Raw genomic sequence first — 20,877 nt, 5'->3', positions numbered from 1 at the left:
ACCTTGGAAGACTCGTTAAAACTCCTCGAATACATCGAACCGGAAGTCGATATCATCAACGTATCGGCTGCCGTCAACGACTCCATCCAGTACCAGATCGATAAATGCGACATGCCTGACGCCTGGCGCGTCTACCTGGCCGAAGCCGTCAAGAAGAAATTCAACAAACCGGTCATCGCATCCGGCAACATCCGCAATCCGCAAATCGCTGACCAGGTCATTGCCGAAGGTAAGACCGACTTCATCGCCATCGGCCGCGGCCTCATCGCCGATCCCGATTGGGCCCGCAAAGCACAGTTCGGCCGTACGGACTGCATCCGTCAGTGCATCTCCTGCAACATCGGCTGTGCCGATCACCGCATTTTCAAATCGCAGCCCATTCGCTGCACCGTCAATCCCGACGTCATCGGCGGCGACCAATATAAGAAACAGAAGGTCACCCGCGACATCCATGTCGTCGTCATCGGCGGCGGTACATCGGGCTTAGAAGCAGCCTGCTCGGCAGCTGAAGTCGGCTGTCGGGTCACTCTCCTCGAACGGGAAGACAAACTGGGCGGCCTGACCCGCAAGATTGCCTTGCTGCCGGAAAAGAAACGCATCGAAGACTTCCCGGCCTATCTCGAACGCCGGGCTGCCAAGCTGCCGAACCTGACGATTCGCCTGAACACGACGGCAACGAAGGAACTCTTGGCTGAATTAAAGCCGGACATTCTCTATGCCGCAACGGGCTCCCGTCCCATGCTTCCGCCTATCGAAGGTCTCCGTGAACTGACTGATGCCGAAGGTTCCCACATTCGCTCCATCTACGGATTCATGGACAACATTCCTTACTACGAAGCCAATGCAGAAGGCAAAAAAGTCGTCGTCATCGGCTGCGGTGCCGTCGGTTTGGACGTCATGGAATTCTTCACCCTGCGAAAAGCCGATGTCACCATGATTGAAATGATGCCGTCCTTCGGGAAAGACGCCGATATCGTTTCCAAAGCGACCTTCAAAGAGCTCTTAGAAAAGCACCCCGTTGACATGCATCTCAGCACGTCCTTAAAAAAGGTCTGCCCGGACAAATTCATTGCCTCCCACAACGGTGAATCTGCCGAGTATCCCTTCGACTACGGGTTCATTTGCATGGGCCTTGTTCCCGACATCCCGTCGGATAACCCCTTTGAAGCCTATGCCAAAGAACAGGGAATCCCCTTCTGCAACTTTGGCAACAGCCGCAAGACCGGTCAGATTATCCACGGCACGGAAGTAGGCCGTGACATCGTCGCTACGATCGACATGATTGGCGGTTTCGACGACTAGGTAAGCAGAAAACAGGATACTGCTGCTGTTTCAAGCGGCGGTGTCCTGCTTTCCTATCTTTTTGTATCCCTTCATGGAAAGACGATTCAAATATTAAAATACGATATTCCTTTATTCTCACAACAGGAGGATTCTATCATGGGTAAAATTGCAGTTACAGAACGCGTCACGGGTCATACGGAATTAATCGGCCTCATCGCCTATCCGATTCGCCACAGCATGTCACCGACGATGCATAACGAAGCCTTCAAAAAATTGGGCCTCGATTACGTCTATGTCTGCTTTGAAGTCGACAACTCGACGCTGGAAGACACGGTAAAAGGCCTTCGCGCTATGAAAGTCCGCGGCTGGAACGTTTCCATGCCCAACAAGGGGCCGATTACGCAGTACCTCGACAAATTGTCGCCGGCCTCTCAGATCATTGGCGCCTGCAACACCGTCGTCAACGATAACGGCGTTCTGACCGGTACCATTACCGACGGCGTCGGCGCCATGCAGGCTCTCAAAGACGAAGGCGTTGAATACGTCGGCAAAAAAATGGTCGTCATCGGCGCCGGCGGTGCTGCAACGGCCATCCAGGTCCAGGCCGCCCTCGACGGTGTCCGGGAACTGACAATTTTCAACCGCGACGATGAATTCTTTGCCCACGGCGAAGAAACGGTCAAGAAGCTCCGCGAACGGACGGACTGCGTCGTCAATATTTACCATCTTGAAGACCACGCAAAATTAAAAGAAGAATTAGACAGCGCCGACATCCTCATCGACAGCTCTTCGTGCGGCATGAAGCCCCTCGAAGACGTCGTCGCCCTTCCGGATAAATCCTATCTCCGCCCGGATTTGGTCGTCATGGATACGGTCTATGCTCCGCGTCAGACGAAGTTGATGAGATGGTGCGATGAAGTGGGCTGCAAAAACTTCAACGGCCTGGGCATGATGCTCTATCAGGGCGCCGCTGCCTTCAAACTTTGGACGGGGAAAGAAATGCCCGTAGACTTCATTAAAGACGTCCTTTTCTAAACCGTCCTAAAAAAAACCGAGAGACGTTGTCAGGCTGCCGGCCGTCCCCCTGACGATAGGGCACAGCAGCCGCCGGCCCTGACAAGTTTTCTCATTGCCTGCATCATCAACGTGCGTTATAATAGCGTCATGAAAGCATAGGAGGATTTAAAATATGGTTAAAATTGGCAACGTCACTCTCGACAACGGGATGCCTAAAATCTGCGTCCCCATCGTCGGCCATTCTGTCGATGAGCTCGTTCAGGAGTGCCGTTATCTCCAAGATAAAATTTACGATGTCGTCGAACTCCGTATCGACTTCTTAAAGGACGTCACGTCCCTCGAAGCCGTCGGCGAAGCCCTGGATGCCGTTCGCCGGGAACTTCCCAACGGAGCCATTCTGTTCACCTTCCGTACAAAGGAAGAAGGCGGTGAAACAGCCGTTCCGGAAACTTACTACTTCGACCTCATCAACTACGCCATCGAAAGCGGTAAAGTCGACGCCGTTGATGTCGAATACTTCCGCAGCCGCGAAAGCATCGAGAAGACCTTGGCTGCTGCCAAAGCCCACAACGTCACCGTCATCATGAGCAACCATGATTTCGACAAGACGCCGTCTTTCGATGACATCACCGGCCGCTTGACGGGTATGAAAAAGCTCGGCGCCGACGTGGCAAAACTGGCCTGTATGCCGACGTCTGCCAAAGACGTCCTGACCTTGCTGTCGGCGACGGAAGCCGTAAAAGCCCAGTATCCTGATGAACCGATCATCACCATGTCCATGGGAAAACTCGGTGCCATCAGCCGTATCAGCGGCGAAATTTTCGGTTCGGCCCTGACCTTTGGTTCTGCCAAAAAAGCATCGGCTCCGGGCCAGCTCGAAGTTACGACACTGCAGCAAATCCTGCGAGCCCTTCACTAATAGAATAAGACATAAAATAACGAGCCTGTCATGACAAGATTGTCGTGACGGGCTCGTTTTCGTTTGCAAAGATGTTTTTAAGGTAGGGTTGAAGATGAGGTGTCCTTTGTTTCCAAGCGGTGAATATCGCCGACGATGAAGATGAGCGACAAGACGCCGACGGCGGCAACGGCACTGATAAAGACCATGGCACCGACAAAAGAACCGGTAAGCTGGACGATGAATCCGATGACGATGGGCGTTACGATACCGGCCAAATTACCGGCAAAGCTGAATACACCACCGGCCAGGTCCAACGATTCCTTGGGAGCAACGTCCCCAACGGTACTCCAAATGATGGCGGCCATGCCTTGGCCAAAAAAGGATAAGGCCATGATAGCAATGATGATGTCCAGTGAATCAAAGTAATTCGCTGCCATGATCGACATGGAGCAGATCAAGCCGCAGGCAATAGGCAGCTTTCTGGCCTTCGATAAAGAAGCGCCTTTCTTCAACATGTGATCGGACCAGCGACCGCCGAGGAGGACACCGATGAGGGCGCCGAAATAAGGGATGATGGCATAAATCCCGGCTTTTAACATAGGAAGATTTTTTGCCATAATCAAGTACGTCGAGAACCAAGTCAAGAAGAAGTACATCGTGCTCGTATTGGCAAACTGGCTGATATAAATGCCGATGAGCTGGCGATGGCGAAACAGTTCTTTGAGTTGAGCCATGGTGATTTTTTTAGACGTACCGGCCTCTTCAGCCTGTCCCCCACCTTGACGAATATAGTCGAGTTCAGCCTGATTGACGCCTTGGCAGTCCTTCGGGTCCCGGTATAGCCAATACCAAATGACGCTGACTCCGATACCGATGACACCGGTAATATAGAAGACTTCTCGCCAGCCGAAGGTATCCAAAATCCAAAACAAAACCGGCGTTAAGAAAGCCAAGCCAATAAATTCAGCAGCCGTATAGATAGACGTCGCCGTCGCCCGTTCATGATCGGGGAACCAGGCCGCTACGACGCGGCTATTGGTCGGAAAAGCCGGCGATTCTGCAGCCCCGATGGCCAAACGAATGCCGAACAAAGATAAAAAGCTGTTGCCAAGGCCCATGATCATGGTAAACAAGGACCACAAAAACAGGGAAATCGTATAGGTAATGCGCGGGCCGACTCGTTCCAGGAAATAACCTCCCGGTACCTGCATCAAGGCATACGCCCAGGCAAAAGCCGACAGCAGCATGCCCATCGTCGCTGCGCTGAAGCCGAGTTCAGCGCTCATGCTCGGAGCCGCTACGGCCATATTCGTCCGATCCAAATAGTTAATCGCCGTCAGCACAAAAATCAAAGACAACATAAACCAGCGTTTGCCAGTCGGTTTCTGCCCCTTTTCCCGGGACGCCTGAAATCGATTGGTATTCATTGTACAATCACCTCAAATTTATTAAGTTCTATTATTCACATAGTTTGATAAAAAGATAGGAAAATATCTCTGCCAGATTTCATTCTGGCAGAGATTATCTATCCTAGCGAGCTGCTTTTTTAGCCGAGATATTGACGAACAGGGCCAACAAGACACTCAACAAGGTAATGGCCGCATCAAAGATAACGACGTAAACCGGGCCATTGGCACCGCCGGCTGTTGCAATCGAACCGGCTGCCGATACACCAACCCAAGTACCGATACTGGAAAGGATCATGACGATACTGATGATCGTCCCTTTTACCTGCGGGAAGAGGTCACTGACCGTAGCCGTAACCAGCTGCAATACGCCGCCGGCTGCCGCAAAGCCGATGACAAAGCCGCCGATAATGGTTACCGTCGGATCTTGGACGAGAGCCAAGATGACGAACATGACGAAGGCAATCAAGGGATACCAGAATACCAAGCGAATGGACTTGATGACCTTATCGGCAATGGCAGCCGTAAGCAGGACGGCAACGATGACGCCGATAGAATAATAAGACTGGATGACCGACGGGTTGGACATGCCGACCCATTTGCCGTATTCCTGGTTGCAGTTTACCCAAATCTGGAAAGTAGCCGTCGTCGTAAAGCCCATGATGATCAAGGCGATGCTGCTGGCTGTAAATTTCAGATTTTTCAGGTTTTCCATGAAGGACGGTTCATCCCCCTTATCCGATACACCGGCCTGTTTCGGGAAGGGCATAATCATCGTCAAGACGGCGATGACAGCGCAGATAACCGGGAACAAGTAAAACAGGGTCGTGTGCGGCATCTGAGCCGAAGCCGTAAACATGATCATGAACGGCAGGATGAACTGGCCGATAGCGATGAACAATTTCGTCATGATGCTGGCAAAAGCGCTGCGGCCGACGAAGATTTCCATAGCAGCCGGAATGACACCGCCGTTAAGGCAGGCATTACCGATACCGCCGATAAGGCCGGCAATATAGGCCACCGTCAGATTATCGGCAAAGGCGACGCCTAAGAAAAAGACGGCATAGAGAACGCTGCCAAAAAAAGAAACGATACGGCGGCCAAAGCGGTCGGATAAGGGACCGGAAAAGAAACTGCCGATGAGGCAGCCAAGGCCGAGAGAAGCCGATACCCAGACGACGCCGCTGGCATCATAGAGGCCTCCGGCAAGCTGTGCCGACCCCCATTGCTGGGCCAAAGCTTGTTTATAATGGCCGAGAATGGATGCGGCCACACCAAGGATCAGATAGTTAAGATATAATACGATAGCTGTAAGATACAACTTTTTACTGGTCTTTGTTACTTCCACGTTCTATTCCTCCTGATAGCACTTTATGTCTCCCAAATCAAGGATTCGGGAGACACGTTGCTATTCGCAATAAGTGCTTAGATTTCTAAGGCTGCATTGAAGGCATCGGTCGTCGCCGTAAGGGCGCTGCCAGGTGCTTTGAAAGCTTCGCCAATGACGAAGGTCTGCGGCACGAATTTAGAGACTTCTTCATTGAGCGGGTTGTAGCTGCGGGAACCCATGGCCAAGACGATGCTGTCGAAGCCGCGTAATTCGCCTTTCGTTCCGTCAGCCATTTCATAGTTGACGCCGTCTTTAAAGAATTCCGTAACTTTAGCGCCCGGTACGAGTTCTACGCCGTGGCGTTCGAAATCGTTGAAGATGAAGACCCGGTTTTCTTTGGAAACGTCAGCAGCGAGCTGCTCTTTCATTTCGATGACCGTGACTTTGTGATCCCGTTCGCAGAGGAATTCGGCAGCTTCACAGCCGACCATACCGCCGCCGACAACGAGGGCTTTTTTGCCGATTTCATAGCGGCCGCTCAGCATATCCTGTGCCGTAATGTAGTCCGAGTCAGCCAGGCCCGGGATATTCAGGATAAGCGGTACCGAACCGGTCGCAAAGATGACGGCATCGGGAGCCATGTCTTTCAGCAGTTCGACCGTCGCTTCGGTGTTCATCTTAATGGTGACACCGGCTTCTTCGGCGCGGACGATGTAGCTGCGGATAGCCGAGGTCAGATCCCCTTTATCAGCCGGGAAAGCGGCTAAGCGGAAGTTGCCGCCGAGTTCATCGCCTCGTTCGAGAAGGGTGACCTGATGACCGCGCTGTGCGCAGATGCGGGCAGCATAGAGACCGCCGGGGCCGCCGCCGACGACGACGACTTTTTTGCGCTTGTCGGCCGGCACGATTTCTGCTTCACGACCGCATTCAGGGTTCAGTGCGCAGGTAATCGGTTCGCCGCGGAACATGTAAGGTACACAGCCGAGAAGACAGCCGATGCACGGCGTCATGCTGTCGAGGTCGCCGTTTTTAGCCTTGTTCGGCATTTCCGGATCAGCCAGACTCTGACGGCCAAAGGCAACGAGGTCGATACGGCCTTCACGGACCAAGAGTTCAGCATACTGCGGTTCCGTATAACGGCCGACGGTAATGATAGGAACGTCGACGGCCCGTTTGATTTCTTCGACCAAAGGAGCGCTGAAACCACCGTGAACGGCACCGGGGGCCCACATGAATTCGTCATGGACGTGGACGGCACGGCTGACATGGAGGGCGTTGACGCCGCATTCTTCGACAAGATATGCTGCAACGGCTGCTGCATCCTGAATCGTCTGACCGCCTTCAATGTCATCGCTGGCGTTAATACGGCAGAGGATCGGCATCTTGCCGCCCGTCTTTTTGCGGATGTTTTCAATGATCAACCGCGGCAGGCGCATGCGGTTTTCAAAGCAACCGCCGAATTCGTCGAGACGATTGTTGGTACGGGACGAAATGAAGGTGCTGACCAAGTAACCGTGGGCACAGTGGACTTCGACCATATCGATGCCGGCACGCTGAGCGCGGGCAGCCGCATCGCCATAGCATTCGACCAACTTATAGATTTCTTCACGAGAAATAGCGACCGGTACTTCGCGGCCCGACGAGGGAGCGATGGCACTGGCAGCTTTTAAGGGAAAGCCCGTAAGCGCCGAGTTGCCTTCCGGACCGGCATGCTGAAGCTGGATAGAAGCAATAGCGCCATTTTCATGGATCGCATCAGCGACTTTGCGGAAGCTGTCGACTGTATCATCGGAAAAGAGGCACGGTTTGCGCGGGCCGCCTTTAGCTTCACTGTAAACGACGGTAGATTCAATCGTAATCAGACCGAAGCCGCCTTTGGCACGAGCTGCGTAGTAAGCAGCCGAGCGATCGCTCAATGTACCGTCCGTATTGGCAAAGTTGTTGCCCATGGGCGGAACGACGAAGCGGTTGGGAACGGTAACGGAACCAATCTGAATCGGTTGGAACATAGCGTTGAATTTCATATCGATAATCTCCTTGAGTATGAATAAACTTAAGCGAAGAATTTTTCAAAAACTTCTTCATGAGGCATATCCTTGCCGGTGAAGAGTTTAAAGGCAGCTACGCCCTGCCAGAGGAGCATGCCGATGCCGCCGACAGCCGCTTTGCAGCCTGCTTCCTTAGCATCCAAGATCATCTGCGTATCTTTCGGATTATAAACCGTATCGGCAACGACTAAGTCGGAGCGAAGGTATTCTTTCTTAATCAGGCTCTGGCCGTCGAGGGGTGCCATGCCGACTTTCGTAGCATTGACCAAGATATCCGTTTGGGCAATGGCTGCTTTCAAGGCTTCTTCATCGGCTAAATCGGTGACCGAAACCTTGCAGGAAAGGTCCGCTGCCGTAATCTTTTCGACCGTCTTTTCGGCATTGGCAAAAAATTCGTCTTTACGGTTGAAGATGGCAACTTCAGCTGCGCCATCGAGGGCAGCCTGGCAGGCAATGGCCGTAGCGGCACCGCCGGCACCGAGGAGAACGATTTTCTTGCCTTTGATGTCGACCCCATTTTCGTGAAGGTTATGTACGAAGCCGACGCCGTCGGTGTTGTTGCCGATCAACTTGCCGTCCTTAACGACGACAGTGTTGCAGGCACCGATCAATTCAGCAGCCGGAGACAGTTCATCGAGGTACTGGGCAATAGCCGTCTTGCAGGGCATGGTAACGTTAAAACCGCCGATATTCAAGGTGCGGACAGCTGTGATGACGTCCGGCAGCTGATCGATTTGTACATCGAAAGCCAAATAAGCCGCATTGATACCGAGGCGGGCGAACGTATAATTGTACATGACCGGGGATCCGGAATGACCGACCGGTGAACCGAATAAACCGAATAATTGTGTATGTCCATCAATTCTTGCTTCCATGTTTAAAACTCCCTTCTCTTACTATATCACAGCCGATTAGCCGCAGATTTCAGGCCAAACCTGTTCTAATACTTTCTTTGTGCCTTCAAAGTTTTCTTTTGCTGCTTCCTTAACGCCTTTAGCAACGATGACGTCGCTGATAACTTCGACGCCGCAGACCTTCGGTTCAATGCCTTCGTCGCGGATCATCTTGACGAAGCCTGCCGTATCACCGTAGCCCGTACCGGGAATCATGCGGTCATGCATCGATTCGTCACGGAGAATCGTCGGTGCATAAGGATGCTGCTGAACGTCGTTGATCTGGATGGAGATAATTTTATCTGCCGGAATGTCGGCCAGGTACGACGGATCGTAAGACTGGTTAGCGCGGATCCAGTGCCAGCTGTCAAGGATGAGTTTGGCATTGTCGCAGCCGCTGCCTTTGACGACAGCCCAGCCCGTTTTGACGTCGGGGATACCGGAGTACGGCATGGGTTCAACGCCGATGATGTATTTGCCGGCACGGTGGCACAATTCTTTCAATTTCTGAGCCGTATGTTCAACGGAGTATTTTTCCATCAAACCGATATTGATGTGCTGGACGTTGAAGAGGTCGCACATATGGAAGCAGATCTGTTCTTTATACTTCTGTTCATACGAGCGGTGGTCTTCAGCCCACATAGTGATGTATTCGACTTCCGTAACCTTCATATCGTATTTGTCGAGGATGGCCAGGATATCTTCGTCATGAAGGCCTTCAGCTAAGGCATCGACATAGGTTTCAGCACGGAGGCCAATGCCTTCAAAGCCGGCTTCTTTCGCAGCGCTGACGCGTTCTTCAAAGGTACACTGATCGCCAAGGGTCCAGGAACTTATTGTAATCGGGGATTTTTTAGACATAATAGATACACTCCTTAGTATAATATAAATAATATGTTATATATTCTCATCGCTGCCTACGCAGTAAAAAGCTATTTATAAAGCAAGTCCTTAATTTCATCGACGGGCATCGTTCCGCCGGTATAGAGGCGATATGCTTCAGCGCCCTGGAAGAGCAGCATGCCAAGGCCTTCAAAGGTTCGGCAGCCTGCGGCTTTAGCCTGTTTCAGGAGCTTCGTTTCAGCCGGCGCATAGACGACATCGGTAACGATCAAATCGGGACGCAGTACGTCGAGACCGTCGATGATGCTCTTATCTTCAAAGGGCGCCATTCCCAAGCGAGTGGCATTCGAAAGGATATCGCTGTCGGCAATTTCACGTTTCAGCAGGTCTTTATCACCCAAATCATCCAAGGTGATCTTAACGCCGGGCACGCACTGACAGATAGCCTTTACATTGGCTTCGGCCCGAGACCAGAAACTATCCTTCAAGTTAAATACGGAAATCTCCCGCACCCCTTCTAAGGCACATTGGATCATGATGGCCGAGGCCACGCCGCCGGCACCGACTAAGGTGATCTTCTTCCCTTTTACTGACACACCACCGGTTTTAAGATTGAGCGTATAGCCTGCGCCGTCCGTAATGTGGCCGGTGAGGACACCGTCGTCGTTGACGATGGTATTGACGGAACCGACTGCCTTGGCTGCCGGCGATACCTTATCGAGAAAGGGAATGACGGCATTTTTTAAAGGCATGGTCACATTAGCACCGCGAAAGTTCAACGTTTTCAGCGAATGAAGGGCTTTTTCGACATTGTCTGCATTGACATCGAAAGCAAAATACGCAAAGTCCTGATTGAATTTCTGAAAACAGTAATTATACATCTGTGGAGACTTAGAATGATCGACCGGGGTCCCGATGAGACCGAGCAGCCGGGTATGTCCTGAAATATGCACGAATAAACGCTTCCTTTTCATAAGTAAGTGTAAAAATCAAAGATGCGGCAGGCTCCGTTGTTTTTCTTCGACGCCTGTCCTTCGATGGGTCTATGGTACCGCATTGTGAATCATTTAACAAATCAATAATTTTCATGTTTTCATAGACTAAAACTATCGGCGATGATAAAATGGTCTTATATGTAACTAAATGTAATAGCTGCGGCGACGACAGTTCGCCAGGAGGACGACCATGAATCTTTCCCATCTCAGATATTTCGTCAAATTAGCCCAGATAAAACACTATACCAAAACCGCCGAATTGCTCTGTATTACCCAGCCCAGTCTGAGTCACGCCATTTCCCAACTTGAAAAAGAACTCGGTGTCCCTCTCTTCGAAAAGGGGCCTCACGGTACGGACTTGACCGGCTTTGGCAAGCAGTTTTTCGCCAGCGTCAATTCATCACTCAATATTCTCGACAACGGTATCGAAACGATAAAAAGCGGCTCCCGCGGCAACGGAATCATCCGTATCGGCTGTCTGCGGACACTGGGGATCCGCGAGGTCCCGGAACTGGCTGCCGCCTTTAAAGCGTCCCGCCCGGATAAGGATATCCGCTTTACCTTCCACATCGGCTTGTCCAACCGCCTCATCCAATCCTTAGCAGAAGGCACCTTCGACGTCGTCTTTGCATCACGCCCCCAGACCATGTCTCAATTTGAAGCGACGGCCATTGCCAAACAGGAGCTGGTTCTGATTGTCCCCAATGACCATCCCCTGGCTCAAAACTATGTCGTCGACCTCAGAGACACCTTAGATTATCCCTATGTCTTCTTCGATAAGACGTCGGGCCTGCGTCCCATCGTAGCCCATATGTTTGCAGAAATCAACGAAACTCCCAAAATAGCCTATGAAGTATCGGAAGATCAGGTCGTTGCCGGACTTGTCGCACAGAACTTCGGCATTGCTGTCGTCCCCTTCATGGATATGCTCTTACAGTTAGACGTCAAGATTCTGCCCATTTCCCATCCTTCATACGAACGAAAATTTTATATGATTTCCAATAAGAACCAATATGCCCCGCCGGTCGTCCAAGATTTCAAAAAATTTGTTTTAGATAAAGTTCGTAATACCTAATATTTTTTCAGATATATGCCCAAACAGCAGTCCGGATACCAAAATTTTATCTATGGCATTATGCATATTTTTAATGGAAAACCAAGGAATCCGACATCGTCCGTCTATCCCCGGATTTACCGAATTAAGAATGTGAAAATTTCACATAGATAAACAGATATCCCCTTAGGGAAGAATCCTTCCCTAAGGGGATATCTGTTTCGGGAGTTATTCAATCGTTTCAATAAGGGTCTCAAAGGAATCTAATACTTCCTCGATGGTTTTATCATTGAGGACACGGTAATCGGCGGCATTGCGATAGAGGCCAATGCGTTCGTCGTAAAGGTCGTATACTTTCTGTTTTCCGTCCTTTAAGAGGGGCCGCGTCGAGACGTCGACATCACTGACGATATCATCAGGTGAGCGGTCGAGGAAGAAGACGATTCCCGTCTGTTTAAAGATTTCGATGTTTTCCGAGCGCTTGACGACGCCGCCGCCGCAGGCGACGACCGTCCCTTCTTTAGCCGCGAGCGTCTTGCTGGCCCGTACTTCGGCATCGCGGAAGCAGTCTTCACTGACGGCAAAGAGTTCGGGAATCGTCTTTCCTTCTTGGGCTACGATGACGTCATCGGCATCGAAAAAGTCCCGTCCCAGACGCTGTGCCAAAGCTCGTCCGAAAGTCGTCTTACCGCTGCCGGGCATACCGATGATGATGATGTTCTGTTTATTTTTCATAATAATGTTCCATCTCCTTTGCAATCTTTTCAATAACGGTCGAGGCAATTTCCTGATCCATCCAAATTTCTTCAGAGCCTATGGCCTGGGCAACGAGCATGTACATGCCGTTTAAGGTCTTGGCACCATGGCGCTTTGCGGCCTGCAAAATGCAGGTATCTTTCGGATTGTATACGATATCGACGACGGCCGGGAACCTGGCCACAGCCGCTTCCGATATGGGACAACCGTCGATATTGGGAAACATGCCGACAGGTGTGCAGTTTACCAGGATATCGCCGCGGCAAGACGTTTCAAAAGTATGATAATCGATAGTTTCGACGCCGATGCGTTTCGTAAAGGCTTCAAAGTCCGTCTTTGAATGAGGTCTCCGCGATACGACGACGATGGATTTTGCCCCGTAATCAAAGAGGTATTGGATGATAGCCCGGGCTCCACCACCGGAACCGAGGACGACGCACTCCTTATCTTTCACAGAGATGCCGGCATGGGCCAAAGATCTTCCGAAACCGCAGTAATCCGTATTGTATCCGAAGGTACCGTAATCGGTAAAGTGGATCGTATTGACGGCGCCGATGATACGGGCTTCTCGAGAGATATCCGTCAAATAGGGCATAACGTCTAATTTATAAGGAATGGTAACGTTGGCCCCGGTATAGCCTTCATGGCGAAGGCGCCGCAGTTCATTGGGAATGTCGTTGCGGTCCATTTCTAAGACGCCGTAGCGAGATTTATCCTGAACTTGTAAGATGCGAAACAGTTTGTCGTGGATTGCCGGAGAAGCCGTATGGCCCAGTTTAGCTCCGATGACGCCTAACTTCATCTATATCCCTCCTCGGTCGGATACGTAGTTGCCTAGAATTTTAAAGTAGTTGCAGTGTTCTGCCAGATTATGCAGTACCCGGGCCGTTGCCGGATCGCTGAGATTTCCCATGACATCGATGTGGAAAAAGTATTCAAAAGGCCTCCCTTTAAGGGGCCGTGACTCCAAGTGAGTCATATTCATACCGTTGTAGAAAAAGTAGCCCAAGACGTGATACAAGGCACCGGGGCGATGCTGCGTCGTCAGGACCAAAGTGATTTTATCTGCCTCCGGCACTTCTTCCCGGTCAGCCGTAATGATGAAAAAACGAGTATAGTTCTGGGTATTGTCGTTGATTGATTCTGCCAGTACGTCCAATTCGTACAGCTTGGCTGCTGTCTTATTGGCAATGGCCCCGATATAGGGATTTTTCATATCCCGTACCTTTTCGGCGCTCTCTGATGTGCTGAAATAAGGGTGGAGCTGCCACTTTGGGTGATGTTTCAGATAGTCCCGGCACTGATTCAGGCCCTGAATATGGGAATAGACTTCACGAAGGTCGTCAATCCTTGTCCCCGGCAGGCCGAGCAGGCAATGGTCTATCTTGACGTATTTCTCTCCGACGATACAACAGTCATAGCGATGGATGAAGTCATAGACATCGGTGATTCCGCCGGTCGAGGAATTTTCAATGGGCAAGACGCCGTATCGGACCTTCCGGGAAGCGACGGCTTGGATGACGTCTTCAAAATGCGGGACATACGCCGCCGTAAAATCCCGATCGTCGAAATAGAGCCCCATGGCTTCATCCGTATAGGAACCGGGCCGGCCGAAACAGGCGATGCGCAGTTCTTTCTCGCCAGGTTCCTCCATTACAGACACCGCCCTTTCGTCGACAGCCAAACGTCGAGGATGGCCCAAGCAGCTGCCGCTTCGACGACGGGCACGGCCCGTTGGACGATACATGGATCGTGACGCCCTTTGATGACCAGTTGGCAGTTTTCCTGCGTATCCGTATCAATCGTGTCCTGGGCTCGGCTAATCGACGATGTCGGCTTGACGGCCAGGCGGAATACGAGGGGCATGCCGTTGGTAATGCCGCCGTTGATGCCGCCGTTGTGATTGGTTTTGGTCTTCACCACACCTTCTTGGTCGTAATAGAAAGCATCGTTGGCCTGAGATCCCCGAAGGCCGGTTAAAGAAAAGCCGTCGCCAAACTCAATGCCCTTTACAGCCGGAACAGAAAACATCATATGGCTGAGACAGCTTTCAACGGAGTCGAAAAAGGGATCGCCCAGACCCGCCGGAAGGCCGGTAACCATACATTCGATGACGCCGCCGACGGAGTCGAGGTCATTTTTAGCGGCTACGATTCGTTCTTCCATCGCCGCGGCCTTTTTCTTATCGAGGACGGGAAGGGTTTCCGCTTTTAAGGCCTGCAAAGTTTCTGCCGATTCACCGAGGGGCGAAAAGCTCGCATCCGTGACATCAGCCACGCGCAGGATATGGGATCCGATGACGACACCTTTACTGGCCAACATCTGGGAAGCGACGGCACCGGCAAAGACCAACGGCGCCGTCAGCCGGCCGGAAAAATGGCCGCCGCCGCGGTAGTCGTTGAAGCCGCCATAGCGAATCTTACCGGAGTAATCGGCATGGCCGGGCCGCATGATATGACGCAGCTGATCGTAATCCCGCGAATGCTGATCACCGTTGCGAATCATGGCACATAAAGGCGTCCCCGTCGTATGGCCGTTAAAAAATCCGCTTTGGATTTCAAAGGCGTCTTTTTCCGACCGCGTCGTCGACAGCTTATTCTTTCCCGGTGCCCGCCTGGCCATTTCCTGCCTGACGGCCTCCCAGTCAATGGCCATTCCGGCCGGAAGGCCGTCCAGTACGGCGCCGATGGAAGCGCCGTGAGATTCCCCGAAAATCGTAAGGCCGATGGTCTGTCCAAAGGTATTCATCTTATCCTTCCTCCTTTTCAATGATACCGCCTAAGGTCTCGAAATCCTGCCAGAAGTCGGGATAGGATTTACGGACGCAGTCAGCACCTTCAATCCGAAGGGGCCGGCTGCAGCGCTGCGAGGCGACGGCCAGGGCCATGGCGATGCGGTGATCATTCCAACCACTGACTGTACCGCCCGTAAAGCCGTCGACGCCGTGAATAATGAGTCCTTCTGCTTCTTCTTCGACGTCGCCGCCGATTTTATTGAGCTCCGTCGCCATGGCGTGCAGGCGATCGCATTCTTTCAGGCGTACCCGACCGGCGTGGATGATGCGGGTAATCCCTTTGGCACAAGAGGCCAATACAGTCAGGACCGGCACCAGATCCGGGCAGTCCTTCACGTCGATGACTCGACCGACAAGGTCCGACGGGCAGGCCGTCAATTCCGTCTTACCTTCAATTTGGCCTCCCATGTCGCGGATGAGGGATACGATGACTTCGTCTCCCTGAGAGGAGTTCTGACGAAGGCCGGTGCAGCAGACGGCCCGTCCCAAGGTCCCGGCAGAGAGCCAAAAGGCTGCCTGGGAGTAGTCCCCTTCGACAGTATATGTCCCCGGCTGATAAGACTGGTTGCCGGCAATGCGGTAAGAACCGTCCCATTCTTTATCGATGACGACGCCGTGCTGGCGCAGGCAGTCGATGGTCATGTCGACATAACTTGCCGATTCAAGGGGCGTCGTACTGCGAAGGTGCGAATCACCGTCGAGAAGGGGCAAGGTCATGAGCAGTCCCGTAAAGAACTGAGAGCTCACATCCCCTCGCAGCGCGTAGGATCCGGCTGTAAGACGGCCTTCTACCGTCAAAGGCAGGCCGCCGTCTGTCGTATCATAGGCGAGGCCTTTTTCATCAAAGAGTTGATAATACGGAGTCAATGGCCTTTTTGCCAGCCGGCCTCTTCCGGAAAAGGTGCAGCGGTTGCCGCTTACCACGGCGACGGGAACGAGGAATCGCAGTGTCGACCCCGACTCATTGGCATCGACCGATAAAGTCCCGGACTGTTTCCGTAGCCCACCTTTGACGAGGTAAGCCGATCTTCCGGGATGAACCGAAGCCACCGGTGTAATATCGGCACCTAAGGCATTCAGGATGTGGCAAGTCGCCTCGATATCCTGTGATAAGGAAATATTGTCAACGAGACTCTCGCCGTCTGCCAGGGCTGCGCAAATGAGGTCGCGGTGACCGATGCTCTTCGAAGACGGAGCTTCTACCGTCCCCTGCAGGGCCTGTGGTTTAATGGTTACATTCATGGAGCGACCTTCTTTCGGATGTATTTCGGCAACTCCTCTGCCTCAATGGGCAGCAGTCGTCCCTTGCCGATTTCTTTCAAAATGATAAGCGTCATGTGATTGCCCCTCATCTTCTTATCATTACTGATATAGGGGATGAGGTCGGCTGCCGAGGCATCGACGTCGACGGGCAGGCCGTAGCGGCTGAGAAGTTTTCGAAGCCGCATCGCCGTGCCTTCTTTCGTAAGGCCCATCGCCTCGGTGACGCCGGTCAGCATCGACATGCCGGCAGCAACACCTTCACCGTGCGTATAACAGCCAAAGCCGTAGCAGCCTTCGATGGCATGGCCGATGGTGTGTCCGAAGTTTAAAATCATGCGTTCCCCCATGTCGAGGACATCTCGTTCGACGAGATCGGCTTTACTCTTACAGCAGCGCTCAATGATTTCTTCCCAATGATCAAAAATAGCTTCATCATCGAGGTTTTCTAACAGTTCAAAAAGCTCCAAATCGCGGATACAGCCGTATTTAATGACTTCACCCATGCCGTCGTGGATAAATCGTTTGGGCAAGGTCTGCAGCAATGCCGGGTCGATGAGAACGCCTTTGGGCTGATAAAAATTACCGGCCTGGTTCTTGCCGCTCGGCAAATCGATGCCGACTTTCCCGCCAACGCTGCTGTCGACCTGGGAAATGATAGTTGTTGGAATTTGAATAAAGGGGATGCCCCGCAAGAAGGTCGCAGCTGCAAAGCCGCCTAGATCACCGACGACGCCGCCGCCAAAGGCGATGACATAGTCGCTGCGGGTAATTCCCGAATCGGACAGGGACTGGTATAAGGCGAGAAGGGATTCTGCACATTTATGTTCTTCTCCGGCCGGGAAGACCAGTCGATGAACCCGAAATCCTGCCGACTTCAGAGAATCCTCCAACCGCGGTCCATAGAGGGCATCGACATGGGAGTCGGTAATGACGGCTAAGGTCTGCGACTTGGTCAGGCTGCGGATGTAGTCGCCGGCCCGGTCAAGCAGTCCATTTTCAATATGGATATCATACGAATCTTTACCTAATTCAACGTGAATGTGTTTCATAAACTAAGTCCCTTCTCCGCGCGGCGGCTTGCTGTAAAAATCGGGTCATGCCTTCCGTATCTTCCGCTGAGAGCATGGTCGAAAAATCATGTAAAGCATTTCGGAAGCAATCGATTTCATGTATGAGATTCTCTTTATTGGCTAAGAACAGGCTGGTCCACAAAGCGGCATTGATGTCGGCTACGCGGGTGCCGTCTCGAAAACTGCCGGCTACGAAGTATTTGGTCATCGTATCCATCGATTCGCTATTGACCAGAGCCGTCGCCAAGACATGGGGCAGGCAGCTGGTATAAGCAATGAAGCGATCGTGTTTTTCCGGCGATACGCGAACGACATGGGCACAGCCCAGAGCCATGGCCATACTGGTAACGGCCAGGATGTGATTTTCCTTATTTTCCGGCATCGGTACGAGGATATAGTTCGCATTGTTAAAAATGTCGGCACTGGCCATGGCATAGCCCTTCCCTTCCCGACCGGCCATGGGATGACCGGGGATGAAGTCAACGCCATCCGGGAGAAGCGCCTTAATCGCTTCGGCCGTACCGCCCTTGATGCCGGCTACGTCAGTTACGATGGTCCCGGGAGAAAAAAAGGCTTTATGTTCAGCCAAAAATCGAATCATGACCGCCGACGCCGTGCAGAAAATAATCATCTTAGCCCGTTTCAAAGCGACGCTGCCCGTCGTATAGACTTCGTCGACCATCCCTTCCTGTTTAGCCTTTTGGAGGGCCTTCTCATCGGGATCGACGGCGATGATATGCTTTACGCCGATGCGCCGCAGGCCGCGGGCGAAAGAACCGCCCATGAGCCCTAAGCCGATGATAGCTACCGTCTCGTTCGTATTAAAACCACTAGCTTCCGTATCCATTACACACCCAGCTTTCCTTATAATTCTCGTCCGACAATGGGCGCTAATTTACGAAGTGAATCCATGAGCTCCGTAAACATGGCCGGTGTAATCGACTGCGCACCGTCGCACAACGCCTTATCGGGATTATTATGTACTTCAATCATCAGCCCATCGGCACCGGCAGCCACGGCGGCTCTGGCTAAATCAGCAACCATCCAGCGTTTTCCCGTCGCATGACTGGGATCGACGACGATGGGTAAATGGCTTTGCCTTTTAACGGCAAGGACAGCACTTAAATCCAGGGTATTACGGGTATAAGTCTCAAAGGTCCGGATGCCGCGTTCACAGAGGATAACGTTGCGGTTGCCTTCAGCCATGATGTATTCCGCCGACATGAGCCATTCTTCGATGGTCGCGCTGAGGCCTCTTTTTAATAAGACAGGCTTTCTCGTCTTGCCGACCTCCCGAAGGAGGTCGAAGTTCTGCATGTTGCGGGCCCCGATTTGGATGATATCGACGCCGTCTTCGAGAAAGACCGGTAATTTATCGGCCGACATGATTTCCGTGATGACCGGAAGTTTTGCCTTGCGGCCGGCCTCACGCAGCATATCGAGCCCCTTATTTCCGAGTCCTTGGAAGGAGTACGGCGACGTCCGCGGTTTAAAAGCTCCGCCGCGAAGAACAGCTGCCCCGGATTTTGCAACGTCACAGGCGACGCCTTCGATCTGCTCCGGTGTTTCAATGGAGCAGGGACCAGCAATGACGGCTAATTTTTTACCGCCGATAGAAACACCGCTGCTGCCGACAGGAATGACCGAATCCTGAGGATGAAAGGCACGGCTGGCTCGTTTGTAAGGGACTTCGACACGCATGACTTTATCAACAAATTCATAGCTTTGGACCTGTTCGACATCGATGACACCGGTGTTTCCGACAAGTCCCATGACGGTCTGGCGGGTACCTTTACTGATGTCAATCTGCATCCCCTTGGCTTTGAGGCTGTCAATCAATGGTTTTACTTCTTCTTTTGTCGCATTTGCTTTCAACACAATAATCATTGTCGTGTCTCCTCCCTTTCAAATAAAAAAAGCAGGCTCCCATGAGCCTGCTTCAAAAAGCCTTTATTTCTCGCCTGTCCCTCGTTCCTTTCTTATCCGGCTAAAGCCGGCTTCAAGGGAACAGATAGAAGTCTCCTCATGTCTACATCGGTCGTATTGAATTCGTCGCACCAAAAATAGCCGGCGCTAAAATACAGGTAGCCCCAGCCAAAATAAGTAAAGACGTATTCAATTGCCTGACGTAAGCATGGCATATTCATAATGATCTCCTCATTTAAAAATTCGTTGTCGTCATTGTATACCTCAACGAGATAGTTGTCAAGGCTAAAAAAACAAGGATTCTCTGTATAGATATGAGAATCCTTGTAGATAATCGTTTAACCGGTCGATTTTTTACATACTTTATACACATAGCATGTATGCTTTTACCAGGACGGCGGGATAGCTGTCGTAACGACGCGGAAGGTATAACCCCGGTCTTTCAAGAGCTTAATGATGGCCGGCAGAGCGTCGACCGTCGCACCGTGCCCCGAGGCATCATGCATAAGGATAACCAGATGGCGGTGAAGGTACGGCCGCAGTTCAAGCTGCTGTTTAATATTCTCAACGGCCTTTCCGGCAGACTTCCCGGTACCGTCGGCATCGCCGGTCAGGGCATTCCAACCAACTTCAACATACCCGAGTTCTTCAATAGCCGGCCAAAAAGCATCGGTAAAGTGCCCTTTTGTTCCGCCCGGTGCCCGGGAGATAATCGGCCGGACGCCGATGATACCATAAATTGCCTCTTCGGTCTCCATCATTTCACCGATATACGCCTTAGGCGATTGGTATATTTTTTTATAATCATGGGTATAGGAGTGAAGCCCCATGGCATTTCCGGATTGATAAATCTGCTTGACCACATCAGGATAACGGACGACGTTCTGACCGGTCAAGAAAAAGGTGGCTTTTATATTTTCTTTTTTCAGGATTTCCAAGATCCGCGGCGTATTCTTATCATTCGGCCCGTCATCGAAAGTCAGGTACACGACGTTGTCGCCGTAATAGTAATCCCGCACCCCGCCATACGTCGTCGGAAGGCCTTTTTCCTGACGCTGACGAGTCGTATATTTATCATAAACCGGTTTATCATTATCCACAGCAGGCAGAGAAAAATCGTCGCCGACGAAGGCCACATCGGGTTTTGAAGAAAAAACTTCCTTCACCGGTGGGACGTGGCTCTCTTCCGCCGCAGCAATGACTTCATCGCGGTCGACATTCAATAGAAAGCCCAAGGTTACCAGGGCAGCGCACAAAATACATCCAAAAAATAATCTTCCTGTTTGTTTCATTCGTA

General features: G+C 51.8%; 20 protein-coding genes. 4 read left to right on the top strand and 16 right to left on the bottom strand.

Translation table 11 applies throughout. The annotated features are described in order from the left end of the window. From TX77_RS12325 to aroD, 3 genes are all read left to right on the top strand, one after another. Positions 1 to 1,302, top strand: a 1,302-nt coding sequence (locus TX77_RS12325; protein ID WP_044505382.1) for an FAD-dependent oxidoreductase, incomplete at its 5' end; no start/stop codon positions are given. 138 nt (positions 1,303 to 1,440) lie between these two features. Continuing rightward, positions 1,441 to 2,319, top strand: a complete 879-nt coding sequence (locus TX77_RS12320; protein WP_044505381.1) for a shikimate dehydrogenase — start codon at positions 1,441 to 1,443, stop codon at positions 2,317 to 2,319. A 154-nt stretch (positions 2,320 to 2,473) separates the two neighbouring features. Continuing rightward, positions 2,474 to 3,220, top strand: a complete 747-nt coding sequence (gene aroD, locus TX77_RS12315; RefSeq protein ID WP_044505380.1) for a type I 3-dehydroquinate dehydratase — start codon at positions 2,474 to 2,476, stop codon at positions 3,218 to 3,220. Positions 3,221 to 3,297: 77 nt separating this feature from the next. On the opposite strand, the gene TX77_RS12310 is transcribed toward aroD, so the two are convergent. The 6 genes from TX77_RS12310 to TX77_RS12285 all read right to left on the bottom strand — a co-directional run bounded on the left by TX77_RS12310 (position 3,298) and on the right by TX77_RS12285 (position 10,675). Beyond that, complete coding sequence (locus TX77_RS12310; RefSeq protein WP_044505379.1) at positions 3,298 to 4,629, bottom strand: MFS transporter; 1,332 nt, start codon at positions 4,627 to 4,629, stop codon at positions 3,298 to 3,300. A 103-nt stretch (positions 4,630 to 4,732) separates the two neighbouring features. Further along, positions 4,733 to 5,956, bottom strand: a complete 1,224-nt coding sequence (locus TX77_RS12305; RefSeq protein WP_044505378.1) for an MFS transporter — start codon at positions 5,954 to 5,956, stop codon at positions 4,733 to 4,735. Between the two features lie 77 nt (positions 5,957 to 6,033). Further along, a complete protein-coding gene (locus TX77_RS12300) occupies positions 6,034 to 7,962 on the bottom strand; it encodes an oxidoreductase (protein ID WP_044505377.1) in 1,929 nt (642 codons plus the stop codon). 29 nt (positions 7,963 to 7,991) lie between these two features. Then, on the bottom strand, positions 7,992 to 8,861 hold the full coding sequence (locus TX77_RS12295) for a shikimate dehydrogenase (protein ID WP_044505376.1): 870 nt from the start codon (positions 8,859 to 8,861) through the stop codon (positions 7,992 to 7,994). Between the two features lie 36 nt (positions 8,862 to 8,897). Beyond that, entirely contained in the window at positions 8,898 to 9,740 is an 843-nt protein-coding gene (locus TX77_RS12290) for a sugar phosphate isomerase/epimerase family protein (protein ID WP_044505375.1), read from the bottom strand. Between the two features lie 71 nt (positions 9,741 to 9,811). Continuing rightward, a complete protein-coding gene (locus TX77_RS12285; RefSeq protein ID WP_230198151.1) occupies positions 9,812 to 10,675 on the bottom strand; it encodes a quinate/shikimate dehydrogenase in 864 nt (287 codons plus the stop codon). A gap of 232 nt (positions 10,676 to 10,907) precedes the next feature. Here TX77_RS12285 and TX77_RS12280 point away from each other — a divergent pair, with 232 nt between their 5' ends. Further along, complete coding sequence (locus TX77_RS12280) at positions 10,908 to 11,792, top strand: LysR family transcriptional regulator (protein ID WP_044505373.1); 885 nt, start codon at positions 10,908 to 10,910, stop codon at positions 11,790 to 11,792. 207 nt (positions 11,793 to 11,999) lie between these two features. On the opposite strand, the gene TX77_RS12275 is transcribed toward TX77_RS12280, so the two are convergent. The 10 genes from TX77_RS12275 to TX77_RS12235 all read right to left on the bottom strand — a co-directional run bounded on the left by TX77_RS12275 (position 12,000) and on the right by TX77_RS12235 (position 20,872). Beyond that, on the bottom strand, positions 12,000 to 12,506 hold the full coding sequence (locus TX77_RS12275; protein ID WP_044505372.1) for a shikimate kinase: 507 nt from the start codon (positions 12,504 to 12,506) through the stop codon (positions 12,000 to 12,002). Next, positions 12,496 to 13,329 (bottom strand): shikimate dehydrogenase family protein, encoded by an 834-nt coding sequence (locus TX77_RS12270; protein ID WP_044505371.1) that lies wholly within the window; start codon positions 13,327 to 13,329, stop codon positions 12,496 to 12,498. Before TX77_RS12270 ends, TX77_RS12275 begins: the two co-directional genes overlap by 11 nt. Further along, positions 13,330 to 14,181 (bottom strand): prephenate dehydratase, encoded by an 852-nt coding sequence (pheA, locus tag TX77_RS12265; RefSeq protein ID WP_044505370.1) that lies wholly within the window; start codon positions 14,179 to 14,181, stop codon positions 13,330 to 13,332. It abuts the gene before it with no gap. After that, positions 14,181 to 15,275, bottom strand: coding sequence for a chorismate synthase (aroC, locus tag TX77_RS12260; RefSeq protein ID WP_044505369.1), 1,095 nt, complete (start codon positions 15,273 to 15,275; stop codon positions 14,181 to 14,183). Before aroC ends, pheA begins: the two co-directional genes overlap by 1 nt. A 1-nt stretch (position 15,276) precedes the next feature. Next, positions 15,277 to 16,563, bottom strand: a complete 1,287-nt coding sequence (gene aroA / locus TX77_RS12255) for a 3-phosphoshikimate 1-carboxyvinyltransferase (protein WP_044505368.1) — start codon at positions 16,561 to 16,563, stop codon at positions 15,277 to 15,279. Continuing rightward, the gene (gene aroB, locus TX77_RS12250; protein ID WP_044505367.1) at positions 16,560 to 17,633 is read right to left on the bottom strand and encodes a 3-dehydroquinate synthase; all 1,074 of its coding nucleotides are present in this window, start codon (positions 17,631 to 17,633) and stop codon (positions 16,560 to 16,562) included. Before aroB ends, aroA begins: the two co-directional genes overlap by 4 nt. Beyond that, positions 17,614 to 18,501 (bottom strand): prephenate dehydrogenase, encoded by an 888-nt coding sequence (locus tag TX77_RS12245; RefSeq protein ID WP_044505366.1) that lies wholly within the window; start codon positions 18,499 to 18,501, stop codon positions 17,614 to 17,616. Before TX77_RS12245 ends, aroB begins: the two co-directional genes overlap by 20 nt. A gap of 17 nt (positions 18,502 to 18,518) precedes the next feature. Beyond that, on the bottom strand, positions 18,519 to 19,541 hold the full coding sequence (gene aroF / locus TX77_RS12240; RefSeq protein WP_044505365.1) for a 3-deoxy-7-phosphoheptulonate synthase: 1,023 nt from the start codon (positions 19,539 to 19,541) through the stop codon (positions 18,519 to 18,521). Between the two features lie 92 nt (positions 19,542 to 19,633). Continuing rightward, entirely contained in the window at positions 19,634 to 19,801 is a 168-nt protein-coding gene (locus TX77_RS13930; RefSeq protein WP_176698867.1) for a hypothetical protein, read from the bottom strand. 165 nt (positions 19,802 to 19,966) lie between these two features. After that, positions 19,967 to 20,872, bottom strand: a complete 906-nt coding sequence (locus TX77_RS12235) for a polysaccharide deacetylase family protein (RefSeq protein ID WP_044505364.1) — start codon at positions 20,870 to 20,872, stop codon at positions 19,967 to 19,969. Between the last annotated feature and the right edge of the window lie 5 nt (positions 20,873 to 20,877).

Origin of the sequence: Megasphaera massiliensis (genome assembly GCF_000455225.1) — a bacterium.
Taxonomy (GTDB): Bacteria; Bacillota; Negativicutes; order Veillonellales; family Megasphaeraceae; genus Megasphaera; species Megasphaera massiliensis.
The sequence above is the reverse complement of the archived record's forward strand: the minus strand, read 5'-3'. Positions and strand labels throughout refer to the sequence as shown.